The organism is Pseudomonas sp. GM60 (genome assembly GCF_000282415.1).
Taxonomy (GTDB): domain Bacteria; phylum Pseudomonadota; class Gammaproteobacteria; order Pseudomonadales; family Pseudomonadaceae; genus Aquipseudomonas; species Aquipseudomonas migulae.
In genome coordinates this window covers 24,208-45,505 of the sequence record NZ_AKJI01000170.1, presented here as the reverse complement: position 1 = coordinate 45,505, position 21,298 = coordinate 24,208, and the positions used below count along the sequence as shown (strand labels likewise).

The 21,298-nt window shown below is 59.1% G+C and carries 21 protein-coding genes and 1 pseudogene; 12 read left to right on the top strand and 10 right to left on the bottom strand.

Translation table 11 applies throughout. From position 1 onward, the window contains the following. Positions 1-114 precede the first annotated feature (114 nt). Positions 115-972 (bottom strand): hypothetical protein, encoded by an 858-nt coding sequence (locus tag PMI32_RS00550; protein ID WP_008035590.1) that lies wholly within the window; start codon positions 970-972, stop codon positions 115-117. Positions 973-1,090: 118 nt separating this feature from the next. Beyond that, positions 1,091-2,269: a GGDEF domain-containing protein gene (locus PMI32_RS00555; protein WP_008035589.1), complete on the bottom strand. Its 1,179-nt coding sequence runs from the start codon at positions 2,267-2,269 to the stop codon at positions 1,091-1,093. Between the two features lie 193 nt (positions 2,270-2,462). On the opposite strand from PMI32_RS00555, the gene PMI32_RS00560 reads away from it, so the two are divergent. Next, complete coding sequence (locus PMI32_RS00560; protein WP_008035587.1) at positions 2,463-3,077, top strand: dihydrofolate reductase family protein; 615 nt, start codon at positions 2,463-2,465, stop codon at positions 3,075-3,077. A gap of 32 nt (positions 3,078-3,109) precedes the next feature. After that, a complete protein-coding gene (locus PMI32_RS00565; protein ID WP_008035586.1) occupies positions 3,110-3,589 on the top strand; it encodes a VOC family protein in 480 nt (159 codons plus the stop codon). A 29-nt stretch (positions 3,590-3,618) separates the two neighbouring features. Here the strand turns inward: PMI32_RS00565 and PMI32_RS00570 are convergent, their stop codons facing one another. From PMI32_RS00570 to PMI32_RS00580, 3 genes are all read right to left on the bottom strand, one after another. Next, positions 3,619-4,962 (bottom strand): MFS transporter, encoded by a 1,344-nt coding sequence (locus PMI32_RS00570; protein ID WP_008035584.1) that lies wholly within the window; start codon positions 4,960-4,962, stop codon positions 3,619-3,621. Between the two features lie 116 nt (positions 4,963-5,078). Beyond that, positions 5,079-7,208: a TonB-dependent receptor family protein gene (locus PMI32_RS00575; RefSeq protein ID WP_008035582.1), complete on the bottom strand. Its 2,130-nt coding sequence runs from the start codon at positions 7,206-7,208 to the stop codon at positions 5,079-5,081. Between the two features lie 210 nt (positions 7,209-7,418). Next, positions 7,419-7,907: an isochorismatase family protein gene (locus tag PMI32_RS00580; protein ID WP_008035580.1), complete on the bottom strand. Its 489-nt coding sequence runs from the start codon at positions 7,905-7,907 to the stop codon at positions 7,419-7,421. A gap of 110 nt (positions 7,908-8,017) precedes the next feature. Here PMI32_RS00580 and PMI32_RS00585 point away from each other — a divergent pair, with 110 nt between their 5' ends. After that, a complete protein-coding gene (locus tag PMI32_RS00585) occupies positions 8,018-8,446 on the top strand; it encodes a hypothetical protein (RefSeq protein WP_008035578.1) in 429 nt (142 codons plus the stop codon). 121 nt (positions 8,447-8,567) lie between these two features. On the opposite strand, the gene PMI32_RS00590 is transcribed toward PMI32_RS00585, so the two are convergent. Further along, positions 8,568-9,185: a LysE family translocator gene (locus tag PMI32_RS00590; RefSeq protein WP_008035576.1), complete on the bottom strand. Its 618-nt coding sequence runs from the start codon at positions 9,183-9,185 to the stop codon at positions 8,568-8,570. A 147-nt stretch (positions 9,186-9,332) separates the two neighbouring features. Here PMI32_RS00590 and PMI32_RS00595 point away from each other — a divergent pair, with 147 nt between their 5' ends. The 6 genes from PMI32_RS00595 (at position 9,333) to PMI32_RS00620 (ending at position 16,454) form a co-directional block, all read left to right on the top strand. After that, entirely contained in the window at positions 9,333-9,785 is a 453-nt protein-coding gene (locus PMI32_RS00595; RefSeq protein WP_008035574.1) for an Lrp/AsnC family transcriptional regulator, read from the top strand. Positions 9,786-9,962: 177 nt separating this feature from the next. Next, positions 9,963-10,304 carry a hypothetical protein gene (locus PMI32_RS00600; RefSeq protein ID WP_008035572.1) on the top strand — a complete coding sequence of 114 codons (342 nt, stop codon included), beginning with the start codon at positions 9,963-9,965 and terminating at the stop codon, positions 10,302-10,304. Positions 10,305-10,403: 99 nt separating this feature from the next. Then, positions 10,404-11,660, top strand: a complete 1,257-nt coding sequence (locus PMI32_RS00605; RefSeq protein ID WP_008035571.1) for a TolC family protein — start codon at positions 10,404-10,406, stop codon at positions 11,658-11,660. After that, entirely contained in the window at positions 11,657-12,955 is a 1,299-nt protein-coding gene (locus PMI32_RS00610) for an efflux RND transporter periplasmic adaptor subunit (RefSeq protein ID WP_008035570.1), read from the top strand. Before PMI32_RS00605 ends, PMI32_RS00610 begins: the two co-directional genes overlap by 4 nt. After that, a complete protein-coding gene (locus PMI32_RS00615; protein WP_008035555.1) occupies positions 12,952-16,110 on the top strand; it encodes an efflux RND transporter permease subunit in 3,159 nt (1,052 codons plus the stop codon). The genes PMI32_RS00610 and PMI32_RS00615 overlap by 4 nt, the downstream gene beginning before the upstream one ends. After that, positions 16,107-16,454 carry a copper-binding protein gene (locus PMI32_RS00620; RefSeq protein ID WP_008035549.1) on the top strand — a complete coding sequence of 116 codons (348 nt, stop codon included), beginning with the start codon at positions 16,107-16,109 and terminating at the stop codon, positions 16,452-16,454. The genes PMI32_RS00615 and PMI32_RS00620 overlap by 4 nt, the downstream gene beginning before the upstream one ends. Before the next feature lie 111 nt (positions 16,455-16,565). On the opposite strand, the gene PMI32_RS00625 is transcribed toward PMI32_RS00620, so the two are convergent. Further along, the gene (locus tag PMI32_RS00625) at positions 16,566-16,991 is read right to left on the bottom strand and encodes a hypothetical protein (RefSeq protein WP_008035547.1); all 426 of its coding nucleotides are present in this window, start codon (positions 16,989-16,991) and stop codon (positions 16,566-16,568) included. A 129-nt stretch (positions 16,992-17,120) separates the two neighbouring features. Between PMI32_RS00625 and PMI32_RS00630 the strand changes: the two genes are divergently transcribed. Then, positions 17,121-17,777: a TetR/AcrR family transcriptional regulator gene (locus PMI32_RS00630; RefSeq protein ID WP_032829244.1), complete on the top strand. Its 657-nt coding sequence runs from the start codon at positions 17,121-17,123 to the stop codon at positions 17,775-17,777. A 166-nt stretch (positions 17,778-17,943) separates the two neighbouring features. On the opposite strand, the gene PMI32_RS00635 is transcribed toward PMI32_RS00630, so the two are convergent. Beyond that, complete coding sequence (locus tag PMI32_RS00635) at positions 17,944-18,216, bottom strand: hypothetical protein (protein WP_008035545.1); 273 nt, start codon at positions 18,214-18,216, stop codon at positions 17,944-17,946. Positions 18,217-18,770: 554 nt separating this feature from the next. Here PMI32_RS00635 and PMI32_RS00640 point away from each other — a divergent pair. After that, a complete protein-coding gene (locus tag PMI32_RS00640) occupies positions 18,771-19,091 on the top strand; it encodes an isochorismate lyase (RefSeq protein WP_008035544.1) in 321 nt (106 codons plus the stop codon). A 310-nt stretch (positions 19,092-19,401) separates the two neighbouring features. Beyond that, on the top strand, positions 19,402-19,770 hold the full coding sequence (locus PMI32_RS00645; protein ID WP_008035543.1) for a DUF6632 domain-containing protein: 369 nt from the start codon (positions 19,402-19,404) through the stop codon (positions 19,768-19,770). 334 nt (positions 19,771-20,104) lie between these two features. Here the strand turns inward: PMI32_RS00645 and PMI32_RS30845 are convergent. Both PMI32_RS30845 and PMI32_RS0129330 read right to left on the bottom strand, forming a co-directional pair. Then, a pseudogene (locus PMI32_RS30845) lies at positions 20,105-20,176 on the bottom strand (transglycosylase SLT domain-containing protein); the annotation flags it as partial. A gap of 87 nt (positions 20,177-20,263) precedes the next feature. After that, positions 20,264-21,070, bottom strand: a complete 807-nt coding sequence (locus PMI32_RS0129330; protein ID WP_032829243.1) for a hypothetical protein — start codon at positions 21,068-21,070, stop codon at positions 20,264-20,266. Between the last annotated feature and the right edge of the window lie 228 nt (positions 21,071-21,298).

Below are 21,298 nucleotides of genomic sequence, written 5' to 3'. Positions count from 1 at the left end.
GACCAGACACCCCGGAACCTGTAGGAGCTGGCTTGCCAGCGATGAGGCCCACGAAATCAACGCAATGTTCAAGGCCCAAACGCCAGCAAGCTGGCTCCTACAGGATCGGCGGTGTCACGAAACCAGTGATTGCAGCTTTTTCATAATCCCGACGCTTGGATCTGTGTTTTTGGCTGAGCCGGATTGTTCGTTGTCAGATCCATCTGTCACCACACCCGCGAGGATTTCAGCCAGGTTGTGGAAATGCCCGGTCTTTTTCTCGGCGGGGTCCAGGCTCGAGCTTTGATTCAGCGCCGCTTCCAGCGACAAATGCTGGGACAGCCACTCAGGCTTGGCTTTCTCTTCGGGACTCATGTTGTCCATGAAATCCAGGGCGGCGCGGGCCCGACCGTAAGGGTCGTTGATAAACGGGTCTTTCCAGTTTTTTTGCTGGTCCGCCGGGCCACTGTAATAACCGGTGGCGAGGCGCGCCTGTTGGCGCATCAAGGCTTGTGCCGAGGCTTGTTCCTCTGCGGTGAAGGTCCCGCCCTGATTGGTGGCGACGGCGTTCAGCGAGCGTCGATCCAGATCGCCCATCAACGCATTCCGGTCTTCATCGCTGCCGGTGTACGGTTTGCCGCTGGCTTTCATCAGCGCGTATTTTTCATCCATGCGCTTGCGGGCATCGGTGGCCACTTCGGAAAACGTCTTGTCTTTGGAGCTGGAGACCGCGCCAGGCTTGGAGGCACCGAGGACGAGGGCGTCAGCGTTCATTCCCGAACGCACCGGAAAGAACGGCGCGTTGCCGGCGATCGAATTGCTGTAGGCGGTGGAGGTGCTGGACAGGCTCACCGAATCGTCGTTCGGTGTCTTGGCCGGATCATCCTGAGCCACGCGTTGCTGTTGCGCAGCCGCCGCAGCCTTCGCCTCGGCAGCAGAGGTGTAGGCCGACATCGCCGCATTCGTTGAAGTCGAAGTTGAAGCCGTGATCATTGTTCTTCCTTGACGAGAGCGGCTCGCAAATGGCCGCATTGGATCGCTTTGTATCGGACAAGATACGCAGTATTTGTGAACCTATCACTCATGCATGCGTATCAACACAACTGGAGAGTCAGCGGGTAGGTGACAGCTCGTCGCCGGCCAGGGTCCGGTCCACCAGGCGCAGGCTGTTGCGTCCGCCGCGCTTGGATTCGTAAAGCGCGGTGTCGCCTTGCTCGATCAAGGCGGTCAGGCTCGCCGGCGGCTGGTCGAACAGGTTGGCGCCGATGCTCAAGGTGACCGGTTCAGGCGTGGTGAAGGCCTGTGCGGCGGCCTGGTGAAACCGGTCCCGCAGCGCGTTGCCCAACCCGACGACTCGCTCACTCGATGCGTCATTCAGCAGGATCACAAACTCGTCGCCGCCCAGCCGGGCCGCCAGTGCACCGCCGGGCAAAACCGCGCGAATCATCTCGCTCAGCGAAACCAGCAATCGATCGCCGGCCGTGTGGCCGTAGAGGTCGTTGACCAGTTTGAAGTTGTCGATGTCGATCAGCAGCAGCGCGCCCGGTCGCGTGCCCGAGACGTTCTCCAGCAGGCGCGGTGCCCGTACTTCGAGGGCGCGGCGGTTGTACAAGGCGGTCAACGGATCGCGTGCCGCCAGTCGTTCAATCCGTTTCTCCCGCCGGTAGCGCTCGGTGCCGGTCATCGAGAGCGCGATCAGCATGATCGCCATCGCGCCCTCAACCAGCGAAATCTGGATGATCTCGCCACGAAAGGCCGCCAGATCGATCAGCGTGCCTGGCACGACCACCGATATCGCCTTGGCCAGATAAAACAGCCCGTGGGTCAGCAGCACATAACGCAGTTGCACCGCGCCCACGCTCAAAGACTTGCCATGAGGACGCAAGAGGAAGCTGGCCCTGAGCGTCGGCAGGGCGACCAGCAGCGAATTGGCCACCAGCATGATCTTCGACCACGACGCTTCGTCCGGCAGCAACAACATGGCAAACCAGGCTGCAAAAATCAGGTACCAGGCACGAGACAGGCGCACCTGCGTAAAACGCGCGACGCCCAACAGGAACAGAAAGTGCGCCGTCACCAACAGGCCGTTGGCGAACCAGATACCGATCAGCAACAGGCCACTGATGCGCAGCAAGGCGAGGGTCGAACCCACGGTGATCGTGGCAAATCCTGCGCTCCAGAACAGCAGCGAAGGTTCGCGAATGCTGCGCCACTCGATCGCCAGATACAGCGCGGCGGCCGCTGCGAGGGCGATAGAGAGTGTCAACATCGTTGGAGGGTCGAGCGCCATAGCCGGACGGGTCTGCCTGATCTGCGGGAGAGGGCTGTGATTGTAGCGTTCAAGACTGTTTTTCGCAGGGCTCGTCATCCGTATATCGCACTGTCGATTTCCCGGCGTCTCGTTCGACTACGGTTAAGGAATGCGCCTGATCGTCGGTGTTTCCTGCAAGAGCGCTGTCACGAAGACCAACCGGGAGAAGACCATGCGCACGCTCACCGTTGCCGCTTTCATCAGTCTTGATGGCGTTATTCAAGCACCCGGCGGGCCCGAAGAGGATCCCGACGGCGATTTCCGTTTCGGTGGCTGGATCGTGCCTTACGCCGACGAAGCCTCCGGCCAGGCCATCAACGAGCTGTTCGCGCAGCCGTTCGAGTTGCTGCTGGGGCGCCGCACCTACGACATTTTCGCGGCGTATTGGCCCGGTAAAAACGAGCATCCCATCGGCGACCTGTTCAATCGCGTGGCCAAGCACGTCGCCACGCATCGACCCGATACGCTCGACTGGCAGAACAGCCATGCACTGAAAGGCAACCTTGCCGACGCGATACGCGTGCTCAAGCAGCAGGACGGCCCCCGTTTGTTGACCCAGGGCAGCAGTGATCTGGTGCGCCAATTGCTGGCCGCCGGGTTGGTCGACGAGCTGCGGCTGATGACGTTTCCCGTGGTCCTGGGGCGCGGCAAGCGCCTGTTCGGCGACGATGCGCTGGCGTCGGCGTTCACCCTGGCGCACTCGATCACCACGCCAGCGGGTGTATTGATCAGCCGCTACGAACGCAGCGGCGAAGTACGTACGGGAACGTTCGAAGACGTTGGCTAGGAAAAACCGCCACATTCATTTGGAGAACAAAAATGGTCAGCAAAAACACGATTTGCCTGTGGTATGACGGCACCGCGCTGGACGCCGCGACGTTCTACGCCGAAACATTTCCGGACAGCGCGGTGAACGCTGTCCACCGCGCCCCCGGCGACTATCCGGCGGGCAAGAAGGGCGACGTCCTGACGGTGGAGTTCACGGTGATGGGCATCCCGTGTCTCGGGCTGAACGGCGGGCCGTCGATCAAGCACAACGAGGCCTTCTCGTTTCAGGTGGCGACTGACGATCAGGCCGAGACGGACCGCTTGTGGAACGCGATAGTGGGGAACGGCGGCGAAGAAAACGTCTGCGGCTGGTGCCGGGACAAGTGGGGTTTGTTCTGGCAGATCACCCCTCGGGTGCTGACGGCGGCGATCACTGATCCCGATCCTGCCGCGGCCAAGCGTGCATTTGAGGCGATGATGCAGATGGGCAAGATCGACGTCGCGGCGATTGAAGCGGCGCTCAGGGGTTAGCCGGGTTGAACAAACCACGAGGGTGAGTTTCACCCTCGTGCCACCGCCGGCACCTCTGTTGGCTTCTCGCCCGATGAAACATCGTGCAGGGAGATCTTCGAAGTTTCCGGCAACGCCAGGCCGCCAACCAATGCCAGCACTGCAATCGCAATCAGATAGAACGCTGGCGAGAGATTGCTGCCGGTGGTACTGATCAGCCAGGTCGCCATCAGCGGCGCGGTGCCACCGAACAGGGTGTAGGCCATGTTGTAGGTGATCGCCGATGCGGTGTAGCGAGTGCGTGTCGGGAAGGTTTCCGAGAGCAGGGCGGCGGTCACCACGTTACACAACACGGCGCCAATCGCCAGGAGCATGACGCCAACGATGGAGGCTGCGAACGAGCCGGAGCTGGCCATCATGAACGATGGATACACCGCCACGATTAACAGCGCGCAGGCCGTCATCACCGTCATGCGCCGCCCGACCCGGTCCGAATACAAACCGGCCAACGGGCACATCAGTGCGGCGAAAATCAGTGCAATCAGCGACACCAGCAACGCCGTTGCGCGACTCAGGCCGCCCGCGACCTGCAAGTAAGTCGCGAAGTAGGTGGTGAACATGTAGAACGACAGGGCCGTCAACGAGATGAACGCACCGAGGGAGCAGATGGCCGAACCATGGTTGCGCAGGGTCTCCTTGAGCGGGGAGTGCGCGACGGCATGTTGCTGGGTGACGGCCTGGAACGCCGGGGTTTCATCCATCTTCCAGCGCAGGTAAAGACCGACCAGGCCCAGCGGCGCGGCAATCAGGAACGGCAGGCGCCAGCCCCAACTGCCCATGGCTTCGGCCGACAGTGACGCCTCGAGTGCGTAAGCCACCACGGCTGCCGATGCAAACGCGGCAAAGGTCGACACCGGAATGAAACTGCCATACCAGGCTCTTTTATCGCTGGGGGCATGTTCCATCAAATAGGCGCAGGCACCCGCATATTCGCCCCCGGCGGAAAAACCCTGGGCGCAGCGGATCAGGCTCAGCAGCACCGGTGCCGTGACACCGATCGCGGCGTACGTCGGCAACAAACCGATCAGGGTCGTCGCGCCCGCCATCAGCAGGATGGTCATCGCCAGGGTGCGCTTGCGACCGATCCGGTCACCGAGCATGCCGAAGAAAATCCCGCCCAGGGGCCGAAACGCAAAGGCCACGGCGAATACCGCAAAGGTTTTCAGCAGCGCAACGCTGGCATCGCCGCTGGGGAAAAATTGCTGGGCGATGGTCGTCGCGAGGAAGCCGTAGACGGCAAAGTCAAACCACTCGACGAAATTGCCGATGCCGGCGGCGACAATCACTTTTCTCAGGGTTTGCGGGCTGACCTGCTCTGTCGCGGCGCTTGTCATGCTGAACCTCGATGTCTCATGGGTTTAGCGTTCGATTATCGCGGCAGTCGCTGAAACGTCTCAGCTCAAAAGTGTCGTCGGCATAGTCAGGACCGACTCAAAAACATGCCCAGGCCTCAGCGCAAACTCCACGACACCCCGACATACGCCGCCATACCTTCGCCCGGCGTCGACCGTGCCGCGTCCAGACCTTTGTCGTCGTAGCCCGGTGTGACGGTGGCGGCGTAGTGCTTGTTGGTCAAGTTGCGCAGGTCCAGCCAGGTCTGCCAGTCGCCCTTGGGGGCGTTGTAGCCCACAGTCGCGCCGAACAGCGCGTAAGGGTCGGCGTAATAGCTGTTGGCGTAATCGACCGCAGTTTTCGACACCCACTGCGTATTGAGCCCGGCGAAGAAACCCTGGGGCCAGTCGTAGCGCAGTTCGCCCTGGTAGTAGTGCATCGGCAAGCCCGGCAGGCGGTTGTCGCCGAAGCGGTCGTCGTCGCGGTAGTGGAAGTCGCTGAAGGTGTAGCTCTGGCGCAAGCTCAGTTGACCGCCATCGCCGGACGACCACAGGTTGCTTTGCAGGCTGGCTTCCACGCCCTGGTGCACGGTCGGGCTGGCGTTGAGTTCGTAAGGCGTCACGGCATTGGCATCCGGCAACACCGAGAGCAATTCGTGCTGCACCTGAGCGTAGTACCAGGCCAGGCTCCATTGCCCCATCGTGCTGTCGCCGCGGCCGCCGAGTTCGAGGGTGGTCGCGGTCTGGTTTTGCAGCTTGACCGGATCGCGCTGGGCGCCTGTGGCGACACCGCTACGATCAGGGAAGCGAATGTTGGAGCTGTAAATCAGCGACCACGGGTGCGGCGCTTCGACCGAGCGGCTCAGGTTGCCGAACAGCTGCAAGTCAGGCGTGAGTTGATAGCGCAGGCCCACGCGTGGTGCATAGTCCCAGTCGTTGAGGCTGGTTTTGCCGCCACCTTCCGGGAAGGTCACGGCGCTTTCGCGGCGGGTGTAAATGGCTGCGAGGCCGGTGGTCAGCCACAGGTCGTCGGCGATCTCCAGGTCATTGCCCATATGCAAGACCGTGTCTGAACCCTGGTAGGTGAAGTTGCGAATGGGCGTGCCCGGCGCATAGCCGGCGGTGTTGCCGGTGGGGATGCGCACTGATTCGCTGGCGCCGGCATTGGGCAGGTGCTTCGTCACGCGCAGGCCCAGCGTGCTTTGGCTTTCCAGGCCCCAGAGGGTGTCGCGACGCTTATAGTCGAAGGTGCCGCTGACGTCCGTGTACGCCACCTTCAAGCGGTTGGGACCCTCACGCAAATCCATCGGGTAGTCGTGGTAGACAAGGCCGGTCTGGATACTCGAATCGTCATCGATGTAGTAGGTGGTCTTGTTGCCGAAGAAGGTGCTGCCCGGTTGTTCGCGACGGTCGTCCCGCGCCACGTAAGCGGGGTTGGCCGCCCGTGGGTCGTGCTCGATGGAGTGCTTGGTCACCCGTCCGGCGAGGTCGTTGTCGGTCTGGCGATAGCGCAGGTAGAAACGCGTTTCCAGCTTCGGGTTGAAGCGATAGCCGAAGTTGGCGATGACGCCCTGGCTCTCGCTGGCCGTGTGATCCTGATAGCCGTCGGCGCGCGCATCGGTCGTGGACACGTAGTAGTCGAAATCCCCCAGCACTTGCCCGGAGCTGACCTGGCGCTGCTGATAACCGTGGCTGCCCATGGCGTAGCGCACCTGCAACAGCGGTGCGTCGTAGCCGGTATGGCTGATGTAATCGATGGCACCGCCCAAGGCCAGCGCGCCCCTGTCGAAACCGTTGGCGCCGCGCAGCACTTCAACATGATCGAGCCACAGCGGCTCCAGCAACTCGTAGGGCGTGCCGCCCGGGCCGGTCAGCGGCAGACCATCGAGCATGGCGTACAGCCCCGAGGCATGGGCGCCCGGTGCACGGTTGATCCCCGAGCCACGGATCGAAATCTTCACCCCTTCATTGCCCGCAGACTGGGCATAGACCCCCGGCTGATAGGCCAGCACATCCTGGTTGCTGGCCACGCGGCCCTGAAGGGGGCGGCGCATATCGACCACATTGGTGCCGCCAGGCACCTGGGCAAGCCGGGCCTCGGCGTCCTCGATCGTCTGGTCTTCGCCGCGCTGCTCCTCAGCCTGAATCAGCACCTGTCCCAGCTCCAGGCCTTGGGCATCCTCGGCCATGGCCGGACAGGCAAGCGCCAGCCCCAGCAGCGCAGCGGGCACGGATTTGGGCGAGGGCATCGAGAGAACTCCAGACAGATAGAAACGGGCAGTGAGAACTGCGACGTATGAACTAACGAGTGGAACACATGGCAATTTTGCTTTTTTGCCAGGTCAACGTTCATCCGCTTCGGTGCAGCCATCCTGACCCTGCGCCGACAGGCTGCCGCACAAGAGACGTGCGCCTATCCACGAATGCCTGCTGCGGTGGCTTTCCTGTTCGTGATCACGTCACTTTTGCTCGGCGATCAATCCTGAAAGAACTTCAGCTGAGGTGGTGGTGTGCCGAAAATGGTGGGTCCAGAGGCTGATACCCAGTTGCCCGGAGCGGTCCAGGGATGAACCCACCGTGAGGTCGGTGACGAGCGTTGGATAAAGGCCGGCGTCAAACAGTGCAAAGCCTGCGGCCAGGACACAGGTGTCCGTCTGGATACCGCAAACCAGGACGCGATCCGGCTTCAGGCGCTTCAAATAGTCCATGGTCTCTGGCGAAGGTGCATAGCCGTGCTTGACGAAAACCTGCTCTGTTTTTACCGCGCTGCTGTCGAGCGCCGCAGGGTGCCAGCCGAGCTGTTGATGGAACGGGGTGCGCTGCTCGTCATGCAGCTCGACGGTCGCCACCGCCGGGACAACGTCCGCAAGTTTTTGAATACCCTTCACGAGCCATTCAGGCGGCGAGAAGGTGGATTGAACATCCACAACGAGAAGAACTTGGCGCATGGTCTGGATTCTCCATTCGGCGCGCTACATTATCACCCCGTGCACTCAGCGCCAGTGCACAGCAGGTGTCTGATTGACAGGACTGCTACTCATATCAAGGAGACACCAAGATGGTCGAAGAGATTTTGAAGTCGAAGCTGGTCAATTTTCTGGTGCCCGACGCCCGAGTGGACTACGACACCGTGAGCGATCTGTACGACGAGGCGGGGGTTGGCGATGTGGACGCGCTGGCCGATGTGCTTGAGGTCTTCAGGCACGCATACGGTGGACTTTGGGTTGGCGGGAAGGTGGAGGTGACTCACTCCGTGGTTCGCTTGAGCGCCAATGCCCTGAACCGTGCCATTCAGGATGGAACGATGGATATTGAACTCCCGCTGGCATTGGTCCGCAAGGTCAGCGTGGAAGGTGGGTTTGTCACGAAGATCGTCCGACTGGACACCGACGTTGGCAGCGTTAAATTCCGCTGTTTTGGTGCGAAGGACGTCGCCTCGCTGATCGAGAGAATGACCCACTCGACAGCTGCGATTCTCGCTCGGTAAGCAGGCGTTGCGGAAGGTGCCAGCGCCGCTGGAGAGTGGCGGTAATGCCACTCTCGTTCGCCAGCCTGTGCAGTGTGGGTGTGGGGCAAAAGCGCTGTGCAATGCTGGCCTTGTCACTGGCTTAACCCAACAACTGCTCGCCGAGCAAAACGACCGCGATGATGATCATGGCCGTTCCGGAGAAACGACTGACACATCGGGCCGCGGCGGGGCGTGCTTGCAGTACGGCCTGTGAGCCGAATCCCACGAGCAGATAAATCACGCCACAACTGACCGTGTGGATGAGCCCCAGCGCAATCATCTGCATCGGCACAGGCCAGGCCGCTGCCGCGTCGGTGAATTGCGGCAACAGCGCCAAAAACAGCAAAAACACTTTCGGATTCAGCCCGCTCACACAAAGCCCCTTGATCGCCCAACGCTGCCAGGAGCCCGGCGCCTGAGCATCATCTGAGTGCGGTGTAGCGGGGCGGGCGAGCATGTTGATGCCCAACCACAGCAGATAACCGGCCCCGGCAACGGTCAGCACCGACAAGGCAACGGGATGGTTGGCCACCAGCGTGCCGACGCCCGCGGCAACGATCATCGTGGCAATCAAATGACCGGACAACAGCCCGCCCACGGCGGGTATCACGACCCGGCCCTTCAACCCCGCCGAAATCGCGTAAGCCCAATCTGCACCCGGCGTGATGACGAACAGAATCGACACCGCCCAAAAAGCCACGAAAACACTCAAGGTCATGGCGCTAACCACTTCTGCTGCTGATACACCGTGCTCTGCATCGTCCTGCTCCGAAAAATATGGGTGCGAGGAAGAATAAGGAAATATTGTTAGAATTTACTTTCAAAAATGATCATCAGAATGCGCAGAGTTAGGAGAAAATTCTAAATGGACAGGATTGATCGCAAGATTCTTTCTGAGCTGCAAAAGGACGGTCGCCTGTCGGTCACTGAACTCGCCGAACGCGTGGGCCTGAGCCTTTCCCCTTGCCATCGACGCGTCCGGGCCCTGGAAGAGTCGGGTGTGTTGCTCGGCTACAGAGCACAACTGGACCCAAGCGCATTGGGCCTTAACTTTTCCGCGATGGTGTTTGCCACGTTGCGTGAGGGCGACCGCAAAGCGGTCGAGGCGTTCGAGACGGCGCTTGTCGACATCCCGCAGGTGGTCGATGCCCAGCGGTTGTTCGGCGAACCGGACTATTTGCTGCACGTCATCACTCAGGATTTGCCGGCCTTTCAACGGCTCTACGATGAAAGCCTTTCGACCTTGCCCAACGTGCAGCGGCTGACGTCGACGCTGGTCATGAAACGGGTGGTGCAGGACAGGCCTTTGCCCCTGTGATGAGAGAGGCGGGCAATGGGAAGCACACGATCCCGCGTGGATTTCAGGATGGTCGATGAACACGTAATGCTGGCTTAATTCATGTCCGGTGTTATCGCCTGCGTCGGAACCTGACGACAGGTTGCTGACGACTCAAACCCATCGTAAGAGCCATTTGCAGCGACTACACTCCAGCCCATGAAACGCTATCTGCGGTTTTGCATCATTTTCATGATCAGCCTGGCGCTTCCCCTCAGCGGGATGGCGGGCGTTCAGGCACCGACAGAACCGTGCCCCATGAAGACGATGGGCATGGCGATGATGGACGGCATGGGGATGGACTGCTGCAACGACATGAAAAGCCCCACCGAGCACGGCAAGCCTTGCAAACCAGGCCAGGAATGCAAGACGGGCGGCATGCTGCAAGTCTCGATTATCAAGCCTCCCATAACCGCATTCAGCCCCGTAGCGCTTTCCTTCTTCAGCGATTCCCTGCCCGTGCAAACCCCGTCCGGGGTATGGCGACCGCCCCGCGTTTGATTCCTGTCCCACATCGAACCTCATTCCGCATTAGCGGGATGACCTGGCTGTGCGCATGTCTTTTGACGCGCGCAGTTGATGATCACAGGAATCGTAGACATGAACTCCAAGTGCTATTGCACAGGCTGGCCCCTCGTGGCCGGCCTGGCGGCAAGCGTACTGGCATTGCCGAGCTTCGCTGCCGCACTGACATTCGATGAAGCGTTGCGGCTGGCCGAAAACAATGCGCCGTCACTGACCGCACAAGACGCCAGGATTCAGGCTGCCAGCAGCGCAGCCATCCCGGCGGGTGAACTACCTGATCCCAAGCTGCTTCTGGGAGTGCAGAACTACCCCATAGGCGGTCCGGATCGCTGGAGCCTCGACCAGGATTTCATGACGATGCAAATGGTCGGGGTCCGGCAGGAGATGCCGAACAGCGACAAACGCAAAGCCCGTATCGAGGTCGCCGATGCGGCTGTTGATCGCGCCGCCGCCGAGCGTCGGGTCGAACGTCTGAAGGTCCGCCAGTCCACCGCACTGGCCTGGATCAGCAGTTATTCAATCGAGCGTAAAGATGCGTTGTTCCAGGACTTCTACAAAGAAAACCGCCTGCTGACCGATACCGTCCGGGCCCGGATTGCTGGCGGCCGCGCCCAGCCCGCCGATGCGGTGACACCCAAACAGGAAGCCGCTCAGTTGGCAGAGCAGCAGGACGATCTGATTCTGCAGCGAGCCCAGGCCCGAGCCGCCCTCAAACGCTGGATTGGCTCAGCCGCCAACGACAAGCCTGTGGGCAGCCTGCCTGAATGGCCCGTCGATAGCTCAAGCTACTCCCATCAACTGCAACACCATCCGGAGCTGGCAGCGTTTGCGCCGATGACCCGCGAAGCGCAAGCCAGGGTTCGTGAAGCCGAGTCGGAGAAGCAATCGGATTGGAGTTGGGAGCTTGACTATCAGCATCGTGGCCGACAGTTCGGCGACATGGTCAGCGTGCAGTTTTCCTGGGATCTGCCGTTGTTTCCTGACGCTCGCCAAAACCCGAAAATCGCAGCCAGACACGCTGAACTCAACCAGCTTGAGGCCGAGCGCGAAGCCTTGTCACGCGAGCACACCCAGCAACTGGAGAACCAACTGGCTGACTACGAGCGCCTGAATCGTGCCGTGCGCCGAAACCAGGAAAGCCTGTTGCCGCTGGCCAAGGAAAAGGTCGAACTCAGCATGGCCAGCTACCGGGCCGGCAAAGGCGATTTAGACACCGTTGTGACCGCCCGACGTGAACTCATCGAAGTTCGGCTCAAACAAATCGACGTGGAAGAGCAGCGCGCGCTGACCAGTGCGCGTTTGTATTTTGCTTACGGGGAGGCCAGCCAATGAAACTTGAAAAATGGAACGGGGCATTGCTGGTTAGCCTTTCGCTGGCATTGGGTGTTGCCGGTGGTTACGGGCTCGCGCACCAGCGTATGAGCGCAGCGCCAAATACCGTGGCGGAGCAAGACATCAATGCTGTGCCCGAACGCAAAGCCCTGTATTGGTACGACCCGATGTACCCGCAGCAAAAGTTCGACAAACCGGGCAAGTCCCCCTTCATGGACATGCAACTGGTTCCCCAATACGCCAGCGGCGCAGGAGACCGGGCGACTGTCAGTATCGACCCGGGGGTGACACAGAATCTCGGGCTGCGTTTTGCGACTGTCACCCGTGGAACCTTTCATTCCAGCCTTGACGTGACAGGTGTCCTGGCGCTCAACGAACGTGATGTTGCGGTGATTCAGGCACGCACCGCTGGCTTTGTGGAGCGAGTCTATGCCCATGCTCCCGGAGATGTGCTGAACGCCAACGCAGCGTTGGCGGATATTCTGGTGCCGGAATGGGCTGCGGCTCAGACAGAGTTCCTTGCCCTGAAGCGTAACGGCGACGCTGACCTGTTGGCGGCGGCCCGCCAGCGACTGCAGCTCACCGGAATGCCGGCAGCGCTGATCACTCAGATAGAGCGTAGCGGTAAGGTTCAGCCATACCTGACGCTGACCAGTCCCATCGCCGGTGTGCTGCAAGCGTTGAACGTACGCACGGGCATGACCGTGGCGACGGGCGACACGCTGGCACGCGTCAATGGCTTGAGCAGTGTCTGGCTGGCCGTGGCCGTTCCAGAGTCGCAGGCCGGATCGATCACAGTGGGGCAGATGGTCGAAGCACGGCTGCCAGCCTTCCCAGGGACGGTGCTCAACGGCGAGGTCAGCGCTATTTTGCCCGAGACCAGTGCGGACAGTCGCACCCTGCGTGTGCGGGTGGAACTGCCCAATCCGGACGGCCGCCTCAGGCCGGGTTTGACGGCGCAGGTGCGCCTGAACCGTTCGAGCGAACACAGTGTGTTGTGGGTGCCGAGCGAGGCGGTTATTCGCACGGGGCGGCGGGCCTTGGTGATGCTCGCCGAAGACACCGGCCACTACCGCCCGGTAGAGGTGCAACCCGGACAGGAAAGCGATGGCAAGACGGCCATTTTGAAAGGTCTGGAAGAAGGCTGGAAGGTGGTTACGTCTGGCCAGTTCCTGCTGGACTCGGAGGCCAGTCTCAAGGGCATTGTCGCCAGCACTGAGGACGAGTCGCCACCCAGCGCAGCAGCCTCTGGTATTCATGAGGCGGATGGGGACAAATCGGGGAGCCAGCCATGATTGCGGCCCTGATTCGTTGGTCAGTCGCCAACCGGTTCCTGGTGTTACTGGCGACACTGTTCGTCACGGCGTGGGGCATTTGGTCAGTGCAGAGCACACCCATCGATGCGCTGCCGGATCTCTCGGATGTTCAGGTGATTATCCGCACTCCATTTGCGGGACAAGCGCCGCAGATTGTCGAGAACCAGGTGACCTATCCGTTGGCCACCACCATGCTCTCAGTGCCAGGAGCGAAGACGGTGCGTGGTTATTCCTTCTTCGGTGACAGCTTCGTTTACGTGCTGTTTGAAGACGGCACTGACGTGTACTGGGCCCGTTCGCGGGTGCTGGAATATCTGAGTCAGATACAAAGCCGGTTGCCGGCCAGCGCCAAACCGGCGTTGGGACCGGATGCAACGGGGGTGGGCTGGATCTATCAGTACGCACTGGTGGATCGCAGCGGTGGACACGACCTGGCGCAACTGCGCGCGCTTCAAGACTGGTTCCTCAAGTTTGAACTCAAGACCCTGCCCAACGTTGCGGAAGTGGCCACCGTGGGGGGAATGGTCAAGCAATACCAGGTGCAACTCGATCCGCTGAAACTGGCCAGCTTCGGCATCACTCAGACAGAGGTGACCGAGGCTATCGGCAAGGCCAATCAGGAAACGGGTGGCGCGGTACTGGAGATGGCGGAGACCGAGTTCATCGTGCGCGCTTCCGGTTATCTGAAGACGCTCAATGACTTTCGGGCGATCCCGCTCAAGTTGGGGGCGGATGGTGTGCCGGTGACCCTTGGCGATGTCGCCACTATTCAGTTGGGGCCGGAAATGCGGCGGGGCATTACCGAGCTCGACGGCGAGGGCGAAACCGTCGGTGGCGTGGTGATTTTGCGCAGCGGCAAGAACGCTCGCGAGACGATTGCGGCGGTCAAGACCAAACTCGACGAACTGAAAAGCAGTTTGCCGGCCGGAGTGGAAATCGTCACCACCTACGACCGCAGCAAACTGATCGACCGCGCGGTGGAAAACCTCAGCCATAAGTTGATCGAAGAGTTCATTGTCGTCGCGCTGGTTTGCGGGATCTTCCTTTGGCACTTGCGCTCATCACTGGTGGCGATCATCTCCCTGCCGGTGGGCGTGCTGATGGCCTTCATCATCATGCGTTACCAAGGGATCAACGCCAACATCATGTCCTTGGGCGGGATTGCCATCGCCATCGGCGCCATGGTCGATGCCGCCGTGGTGATGATCGAGAACGCCCACAAGAAGATTGAGGCCTGGCACGCGGCCAATCCGGGGGAGGAACTGAAGGGCGAGCGTCATTGGCACGTCATGACCGAAGCAGCGGCAGAGGTCGGCCCGGCGCTGTTCTTCTGTTTGTTGATCATCACGCTTTCGTTCATTCCGGTGTTCACCCTGGAAGCGCAGGAGGGGCGACTGTTCGGCCCGTTGGCGTTCACCAAAACCTATGCGATGGCCGCGGCGGCGGGGTTGTCGGTGACCTTGGTGCCCGTGCTGATGGGGTACTGGATTCGCGGGCGAATTCCCGGTGAGCAACAAAACCCGTTGAACCGCTGGTTGATCAGGATCTACCAGCCGGCCCTGGAGGCGGTACTGCGCCGTCCCAACGTCACTCTGCTGGTAGCACTGGTGGTGTTTGTCAGTGCGCTATGGCCGATGTCGCGCCTGGGCGGTGAGTTTCTCCCTCCTTTGGACGAAGGCGATCTGCTCTATATGCCTTCCGCTCTCCCGGGGTTGTCGGCACAGAAAGCTGCGCAGTTGCTGCAACAGACCGACCGCCTGATCAAGACGGTGCCCGAAGTCGAGCACGTGTTCGGCAAAGCGGGGCGTGCCGAAACTGCCACCGACCCGGCACCGCTGGAAATGTTCGAAACCACCATTCAATTCAAGCCGCACGAGCAATGGCGGCCAGGCATGACCCAGGAAAAACTGGTGGAAGAACTGGATCGCGTGGTTCGGGTTCCAGGGCTGACCAATATCTGGATACCGCCGATTCGCAACCGTATCGACATGCTTGCCACCGGAATCAAAAGTCCGATCGGAGTGAAAGTCGCCGGCACCCAATTGACGGACATCGATGCTGTCACCCAGGCGGTCGAGCGAGTAGCCAAAGGCGTACCCGGTGTCAGTTCAGCGCTGGCCGAACGCTTGACCGGCGGCCGCTATATCGACGTGGATATCGACCGCAAGGCCGCCGCTCGCTACGGGCTGAATATCGCTGATGTGCAGTCCATCGTGGCCGGCGCTATCGGTGGTGAAAATGTCGGGGAGACCATTGAAGGGCTAGCACGTTTCCCGATCAACGTACGTTACCCACGGGAGTGGCGTGATTCGCTTGGTGCCTTGGAGCAATTGCCGATCTACACGCCGTCAGGCATCCAGATCACCCTGGGGACAGTGGCCAACGTCAAAATCAGCGACGGCCCGGCGATGCTCAAAAGTGAAAACGCGAGGCCTTCAGGCTGGGTGTATATCGATGTGCGTGGCCGGGACATTGCCTCGGTGGTCGCTGATTTGCGCCATGCCGTAAACGAGCAGGTCAAGTTGCAGCCTGGCATGAGCCTGAGCTACTCAGGGCAGTTCGAGTTTCTCGACAGAGCCAATGCACGACTCAAACTGGTGGTGCCAGCCACGCTGTTGATCATCTTCGTGCTGCTCTACCTGACGTTTGCGCGCTTCGATGAGGCTTTGCTGATCATGGCCACGCTGCCATTCGCGCTGACTGGCGGGGCATGGTTCATCTATCTGTTGGGATTCAATCTGTCGGTCGCCACCGGTGTCGGCTTTATCGCCCTGGCCGGTGTTTCCGCCGAGTTTGGCGTGATCATGCTGCTCTATCTGAAAAACGCCTGGGCAGAACGTGAAGACCTCGGCGACAGCACTGAGCGCGGCCTGATTGCGGCGATTCGTGAAGGCGCTGTGCAGCGGGTTCGACCCAAGGCCATGACCGTGGCCGTGATCATTGCCGGCCTGTTACCCATCCTGTTGGGCAGCGGAACCGGCAGTGAAGTGATGAGCCGCATTGCCGCGCCCATGGTCGGCGGCATGATCACGGCTCCTTTGCTTTCCCTGTTTGTCATTCCGGCAGCCTATCGCCTGATGCGCCGCCGACATCTCGTCATTGAATCCACTCACCTTAAAGGAAACGTCGTATGAAACTGACCCATATTGCAGTGACAGGTGCCTTGGTTGCGTTGTCTTTCTTGGCTCGTGCAGAGGACATGCCGGGTATGAAAATGGACGGTATGGAGGGCATGCAGACAAAAGAGACAAAGCAGGCGCCCGTCGCTAATGCCAACGGAACGATCAAGGCTATCGATGCTGCAAGACACACGGTAACCATCTCCCACGGCGCAGTACCCGCCGTGCAATGGCCGCCGATGACCATGGCCTTTTCCGTGACGGATGATCAGATGGCCGGGCTGTCGGCCGGCGACCGTGTCTCGTTTGTTTTCCGGGTCGAGGGTGGCAGCGCGACGATTGTTTCAATCAAAAAATAGGGCAGCGGTGGTGCAAGTGGCCGGCACATTTTGTGTGCCGGTCGTAAGGACAGCTACCGGTGCGGGGCGACTCTCACCCCGCATCGATACGCTGCCGAAAAACAGCTGACTTCAAGACGCGCGCGACTCATGTGTTGCGCTGCTCAAACCCATAGCCGTTACACCGATGCGCGAAAACACCAGCCACACAAACAGCAGCACACTGCAACCAACAAGAATGGAGGCGACGCCAATCAACGGCTCGATGGCCGCGACGCCCTTGAGCCGCAACGTCAGTGCGCCAAGCATCACCGGGACGCCAATGTTATACATCCAGAACTGTGCGGCAGCCGCGCGTCCTTCGGTGATTGACGGGTGCGCTGTGCCGATGATGCCGAACAGGGCCATCGACACCCATCCCAACAGATTGACATGAGCATGTACCGCGAAAAGCGAGTGGTCGCCGGAAGCGCCCATCGCCACGCCCAGCATCACGCCAATGGCGAAGTAGAGGGCAGAGAGCCGAAACCAGGTCCGTGGACGGGGGTTGTGATTCATGGCATTCACCTCATGCGCCCAGAGGCGCGCTCAGTTGCTGAAATATAACGGGCGACCTCTTGTCGGTTGATTGTCGCGTGCCTATTATGAGACTCAAGTCTCATGAATAGACAGAGTCTCATATATTCCATGTCGATCCCGAAGTCAACCCCGTCTGAACCCGGCGGCGATCCGCAAGGCCGCGCCAACCAGAAGCTGCGAACGCGTCAGGCGCTGATCGATGCCGCCATCGCCTTGCGCGACGAGGGCCAAAACCCGACGGTGGCGCAAGTGGCCGAACGCGCGATGGTCTCGCGCGCCACGGCCTATCGCTATTTTCCCTCGACCGAGGCATTGATCAGCGAGACGGCGGCGGATCGTGAAATGAAGCCGCTGGAGAGCTTCTGGCGGCCGGGAGACGACCCGGTCAAGGGCATCGGCCTGGCCGCGAACGCGTTGAACAAACTCTTGATCGACGACGAGATCGGCCTGCACGTGATGGAACGTTCGTTCATGTCGGTGTGGCTCGAAAGTGAGACTCACGAGCCCCTGCGCCCTGGCCGACGCATGAGCTACATCGAACCGATCGTCGACTCGCTGAAGGACGTGCTCCCGCCCCGCGCACGCAAGCGACTGAGGCAGGCGCTGTCGATCGTTATCGGCACCGAGGCGTTGATCGCCGTGCGCGACATCAGTGGCGCGAGCGTCGAAGAATCACTCGACACCGCCGCGTGGGCGGCGAGGGCGCTGGTTCGACAGGCGTTGCAGGAGAATGAAGAGGTTCGGCGAAAGCGCAATTCCGTGTAGGCCGGGTTGCGGGTTTCTTCTGCGCGACACTGAGTTGCCTATGTTTGCTCAGGTAATATGGGTGGCGGCTTTTGGCCGATGGCGGGCAGGAGTCATGCCGCAGAATAGCGATGCCAGATCTTTTTATAGTTGAAAAAAAGCGGACGCCTTCAGCGCCCGTTTTCATTCACTCCTTCGCCAGCGCCCGCAATCGCCGACCAATCACATCCATCAAGTCACAGCCATCGCGCAACGGAATGGCCAGCAGTTTGGAGAAGTCCGACAACACCACCGTGTCGCAACCAATCTCGGCACGAAAGGCGATGTTCTCCAGCACCTGAGTAACTGCGCGAATTCGGTAGTCAGCGGCGGCTTGCAATACGTCGAGTGGGGCTTCGGTGTCGATGAGCAGGGAAGCCGGAACCAGGTCGATTCCAGTGAGGGGCATGTATCGATTCATTTGAAGATCTCTGTTTGATTGGCTCAAAGGCCGTCACTCAGTCGTCGCCAAACGATTGGGTGGCAGCTGTGCGCAGGTTGGCGAACCGGCACAGAGAACACCGGCAGACCCGAAGGTCTCCCGCGCACAGCCGCCATTACAGCGGCCTTGCGGGTGCGACGACCCCTGCAATAAAGCGTAGAGCCCTCGCATGTCGCCAAGCCCGAATCGCCATTTTGGGCGACGGGGCGGACTTTAAGCTTCATCGGAACGGCGGGCAAGGTGAGGAGTTCCGAGGTTTGTGTAGGAATTTTTACAGCGACCTAGGAACGTTATGCCTCTTCCGTTGGCGAGTGTTATCGGCCAGAAGCAGCCACTCAAACACCGAAACCCTTGCCTAATGCCTTATCGATTAACGTAGCCTAAAGAGTTCACCGATCCGCCTTAGCCAAATACCGCTCATCGTGCAGCGGACATCGGATTTTATGGTATTCAGGCTGTATCACTCATGGAAGACAGCGCGCCGATACTTCTTCCGAAGGCCCACGAATTTTTCAGCAAACGGAGTCACCTACATGGACGTCATCAATCAGTTACAACCCGAAGAGTGTGCAGGCATGGAGGATATTCGACGCGAAATCGATGCCCTTGATCAGGTTGTTATCAAACTGTTGGGCAAGCGTTTTCACTATGTACTGGCTGCTTCGAAGTACAAGACCTCAGTGACTTCGGTGCATGCTCCGGAGCGCTTCAAGGCCATGTTGGCGACACGACGCGAGTGGGCCGAGGCTGAGGGCCTGAGCCCGGATGCAATCGAGAAGATGTTCAGTGACCTGGTGAACCACTTCATTGCAGAAGAGATGAAACACTGGGCGGCGCATCAATCCCACACCTGACTTTAGTGTCCAGACTGTCCGCCATGGGGCGTCAACCACCCTTCCTGTCAGCTGCAATCGGCCAGAAGCAGCCGGTGGACGGAGCGATAGCAAATGAGTGGCTATGCTTGGTCTACTGCCGGAACTGATTGAGCAGATTGGGCTTTCCGTCCATGGTGTATAAACCCCTTCAGCGGTCACCCGACTGTCACAATGCCCGGCCTATTCAGGGATAGACGACAGAAAAAGGAATGTTTTCCACCAAGCCCGTGAAGGCGTTATCACCCCACTTGGGGTCTATTTAGAGTTAGGCCCAAAGAGGAAGTCCGCCATGACTGTAGTCGATCGCCTCAGGTATTTGCGCGTCGTTCTAGTTTTGGCTGGCCTCGCGTGCCTTGCTCTCTACCCACTTATGTTGTCCTGGCCGTCCGGCTGGGCCTGGCACATCGGTCACTCGGACTACCCGATGATGATCGTTGGTATCTACGCCACACTTGGCGTGTTCTTGATCCTGGCCGCACGCGATCCATTAGCCAATCTGAGCCTAATCTGGTTCACCGTGTGGTCTAGCGCCGTACACGGAGGAATCATGACCGTCCAGGCGGTCACCCAGCCGGGACAAATGGGGCACTTGGCAGGTGACGTGCCGGCGCTCTTCATCGTGGCGTTTGCCTTGGCCATCTTGACGCCCCGCTCGTAATTGACTGCTAGACCCCGATCACACAATGGGGCCTAAGAGCAGGTTTGACTGTCAGGATCGAGACTAGAGTCGCGTTTCTACGCAAAATTTTGGTCTGCAGATCAACCAACGCCGACAGATTTTACGTAGCAACGCAGCCTTCAAGACTGTGTCCACGCTTTTTCACAGAAAAAAGGGGGCAGAATTATTTCTGAAAAAATAAATCTGTCCCCTTTAAGCGCTTTACAGCGCTTTACAGCGCTTTACGGTCTTTACGCACCTTTACGCAGTGCGCAGCGTTATGCGCCGTAGAGCGGCCAGCGTATTACCTTTCCGGGTTATGCGCCCTACAGGACTAACGATGGTTGCAATAGCGTTCGGTCAAGGACTGCACGCGGGTGACGTAGGATTGCGTCTCGGCGTAGGGAGCCCCCCGTTTCGCTCGACCACGATGGGGAATGGGGGGCGGATCTATTTTGAGCGCAGTAAATAAATCCCCCCCCATTATTCGTAATTATATCTTGTCCTCTAGCTTGGCCGCTTGAGGCACGGTGACCAGACTCTCTAATTTTTCTTTCAATTCATTCTTGGGTATCGCTTCGGACACTTTACTTACGATAGGGTGTGTTTTTAATCTAATTTCTCCAGTCACCTTTGCTAGCCTGAGGGCAATTGCCACAATCAGCGAAAGCGTTGACAGAATCTTAAGAAAAAGGAGATGGCTTTTATATGTGCTGGCAATTTTTCTAATATCCTGAATTGATTGCGCCTGATTTTCATATTCAGTAAATGCTTGTTTAAAATTCTTCACCTTTGCAGCAAGAACCTGACTTTTTATTTTTCCTGTATCTACGTTTACTATTTCAAAATGCATAAAAATACTCGGATCTACTACAGTGCTTCTGGGTTTGGCGGGACGAATTATTTGAAACGTTTTGCAAGCATCCGCTAGCTCGGCACCTAAGTTATTGGAATCTTCATCATTGTCAGCGGGAGGTGTTTGCAGGCAAATTGACGAACCGCTTAGCTCCGACGCGGCAATATTTAGATTCTGAGCATCAAGTCGACCGAAGCTTTCTTCCATGCTTAAGCTAGCCATTTTAGAATCCAAGCCAATCTGAATGAATTGGAGCATTAGTCCCATCGAGCCTATAGCTATCCAGACATAGTCGACTTTTTTCCAGCCAATATCATTCAGCCGCCTTAGATACGTACGGCTTCCAGAAACGTATAGCCAGCAAAACAAGATATAAAGGCCCAAAATGCCTAATATCACGAAGAGTGTATAACCAATCATCTCGCAAACTAACGAAAAATCCATATCACACCTTTTCCTGTAGAAATAGCCAGTCCTTTTTCGGCCGCGATATTGATAGCTTGAGCTCAATAAGTCCTTCGCATTAAAAAGTACAATCGAACTTTTCATTTGGATGTGGTTTTCACCGAGCAATAGGCTTGCGGTGGAGGACCAGCCCTGACATGGGGTGTTCTGCGGGGACGGCGGGCGTTCAATCGTTGGCACGGAAAGTAGACCTACTTTGGTACAAAG

Coding starts and splice junctions, on each gene's coding strand:
- PMI32_RS00550 (WP_008035590.1), bottom strand. CDS start 972: ATGATCACGGCTTCAACTTCGACTTCAACGAATGCGGCGATGTCGGCC.
- PMI32_RS00555 (WP_008035589.1), bottom strand. CDS start 2,269: ATGGCGCTCGACCCTCCAACGATGTTGACACTCTCTATCGCCCTCGCA.
- PMI32_RS00560 (WP_008035587.1), top strand. CDS start 2,463: ATGCGCACGCTCACCGTTGCCGCTTTCATCAGTCTTGATGGCGTTATT.
- PMI32_RS00565 (WP_008035586.1), top strand. CDS start 3,110: ATGGTCAGCAAAAACACGATTTGCCTGTGGTATGACGGCACCGCGCTG.
- PMI32_RS00570 (WP_008035584.1), bottom strand. CDS start 4,962: ATGACAAGCGCCGCGACAGAGCAGGTCAGCCCGCAAACCCTGAGAAAA.
- PMI32_RS00575 (WP_008035582.1), bottom strand. CDS start 7,208: ATGCCCTCGCCCAAATCCGTGCCCGCTGCGCTGCTGGGGCTGGCGCTT.
- PMI32_RS00580 (WP_008035580.1), bottom strand. CDS start 7,907: ATGCGCCAAGTTCTTCTCGTTGTGGATGTTCAATCCACCTTCTCGCCG.
- PMI32_RS00585 (WP_008035578.1), top strand. CDS start 8,018: ATGGTCGAAGAGATTTTGAAGTCGAAGCTGGTCAATTTTCTGGTGCCC.
- PMI32_RS00590 (WP_008035576.1), bottom strand. CDS start 9,185: ATGACCTTGAGTGTTTTCGTGGCTTTTTGGGCGGTGTCGATTCTGTTC.
- PMI32_RS00595 (WP_008035574.1), top strand. CDS start 9,333: ATGGACAGGATTGATCGCAAGATTCTTTCTGAGCTGCAAAAGGACGGT.
- PMI32_RS00600 (WP_008035572.1), top strand. CDS start 9,963: ATGAAACGCTATCTGCGGTTTTGCATCATTTTCATGATCAGCCTGGCG.
- PMI32_RS00605 (WP_008035571.1), top strand. CDS start 10,404: ATGAACTCCAAGTGCTATTGCACAGGCTGGCCCCTCGTGGCCGGCCTG.
- PMI32_RS00610 (WP_008035570.1), top strand. CDS start 11,657: ATGAAACTTGAAAAATGGAACGGGGCATTGCTGGTTAGCCTTTCGCTG.
- PMI32_RS00615 (WP_008035555.1), top strand. CDS start 12,952: ATGATTGCGGCCCTGATTCGTTGGTCAGTCGCCAACCGGTTCCTGGTG.
- PMI32_RS00620 (WP_008035549.1), top strand. CDS start 16,107: ATGAAACTGACCCATATTGCAGTGACAGGTGCCTTGGTTGCGTTGTCT.
- PMI32_RS00625 (WP_008035547.1), bottom strand. CDS start 16,991: ATGAATCACAACCCCCGTCCACGGACCTGGTTTCGGCTCTCTGCCCTC.
- PMI32_RS00630 (WP_032829244.1), top strand. CDS start 17,121: ATGTCGATCCCGAAGTCAACCCCGTCTGAACCCGGCGGCGATCCGCAA.
- PMI32_RS00635 (WP_008035545.1), bottom strand. CDS start 18,216: ATGAATCGATACATGCCCCTCACTGGAATCGACCTGGTTCCGGCTTCC.
- PMI32_RS00640 (WP_008035544.1), top strand. CDS start 18,771: ATGGACGTCATCAATCAGTTACAACCCGAAGAGTGTGCAGGCATGGAG.
- PMI32_RS00645 (WP_008035543.1), top strand. CDS start 19,402: ATGACTGTAGTCGATCGCCTCAGGTATTTGCGCGTCGTTCTAGTTTTG.
- PMI32_RS0129330 (WP_032829243.1), bottom strand. CDS start 21,070: ATGGATTTTTCGTTAGTTTGCGAGATGATTGGTTATACACTCTTCGTG.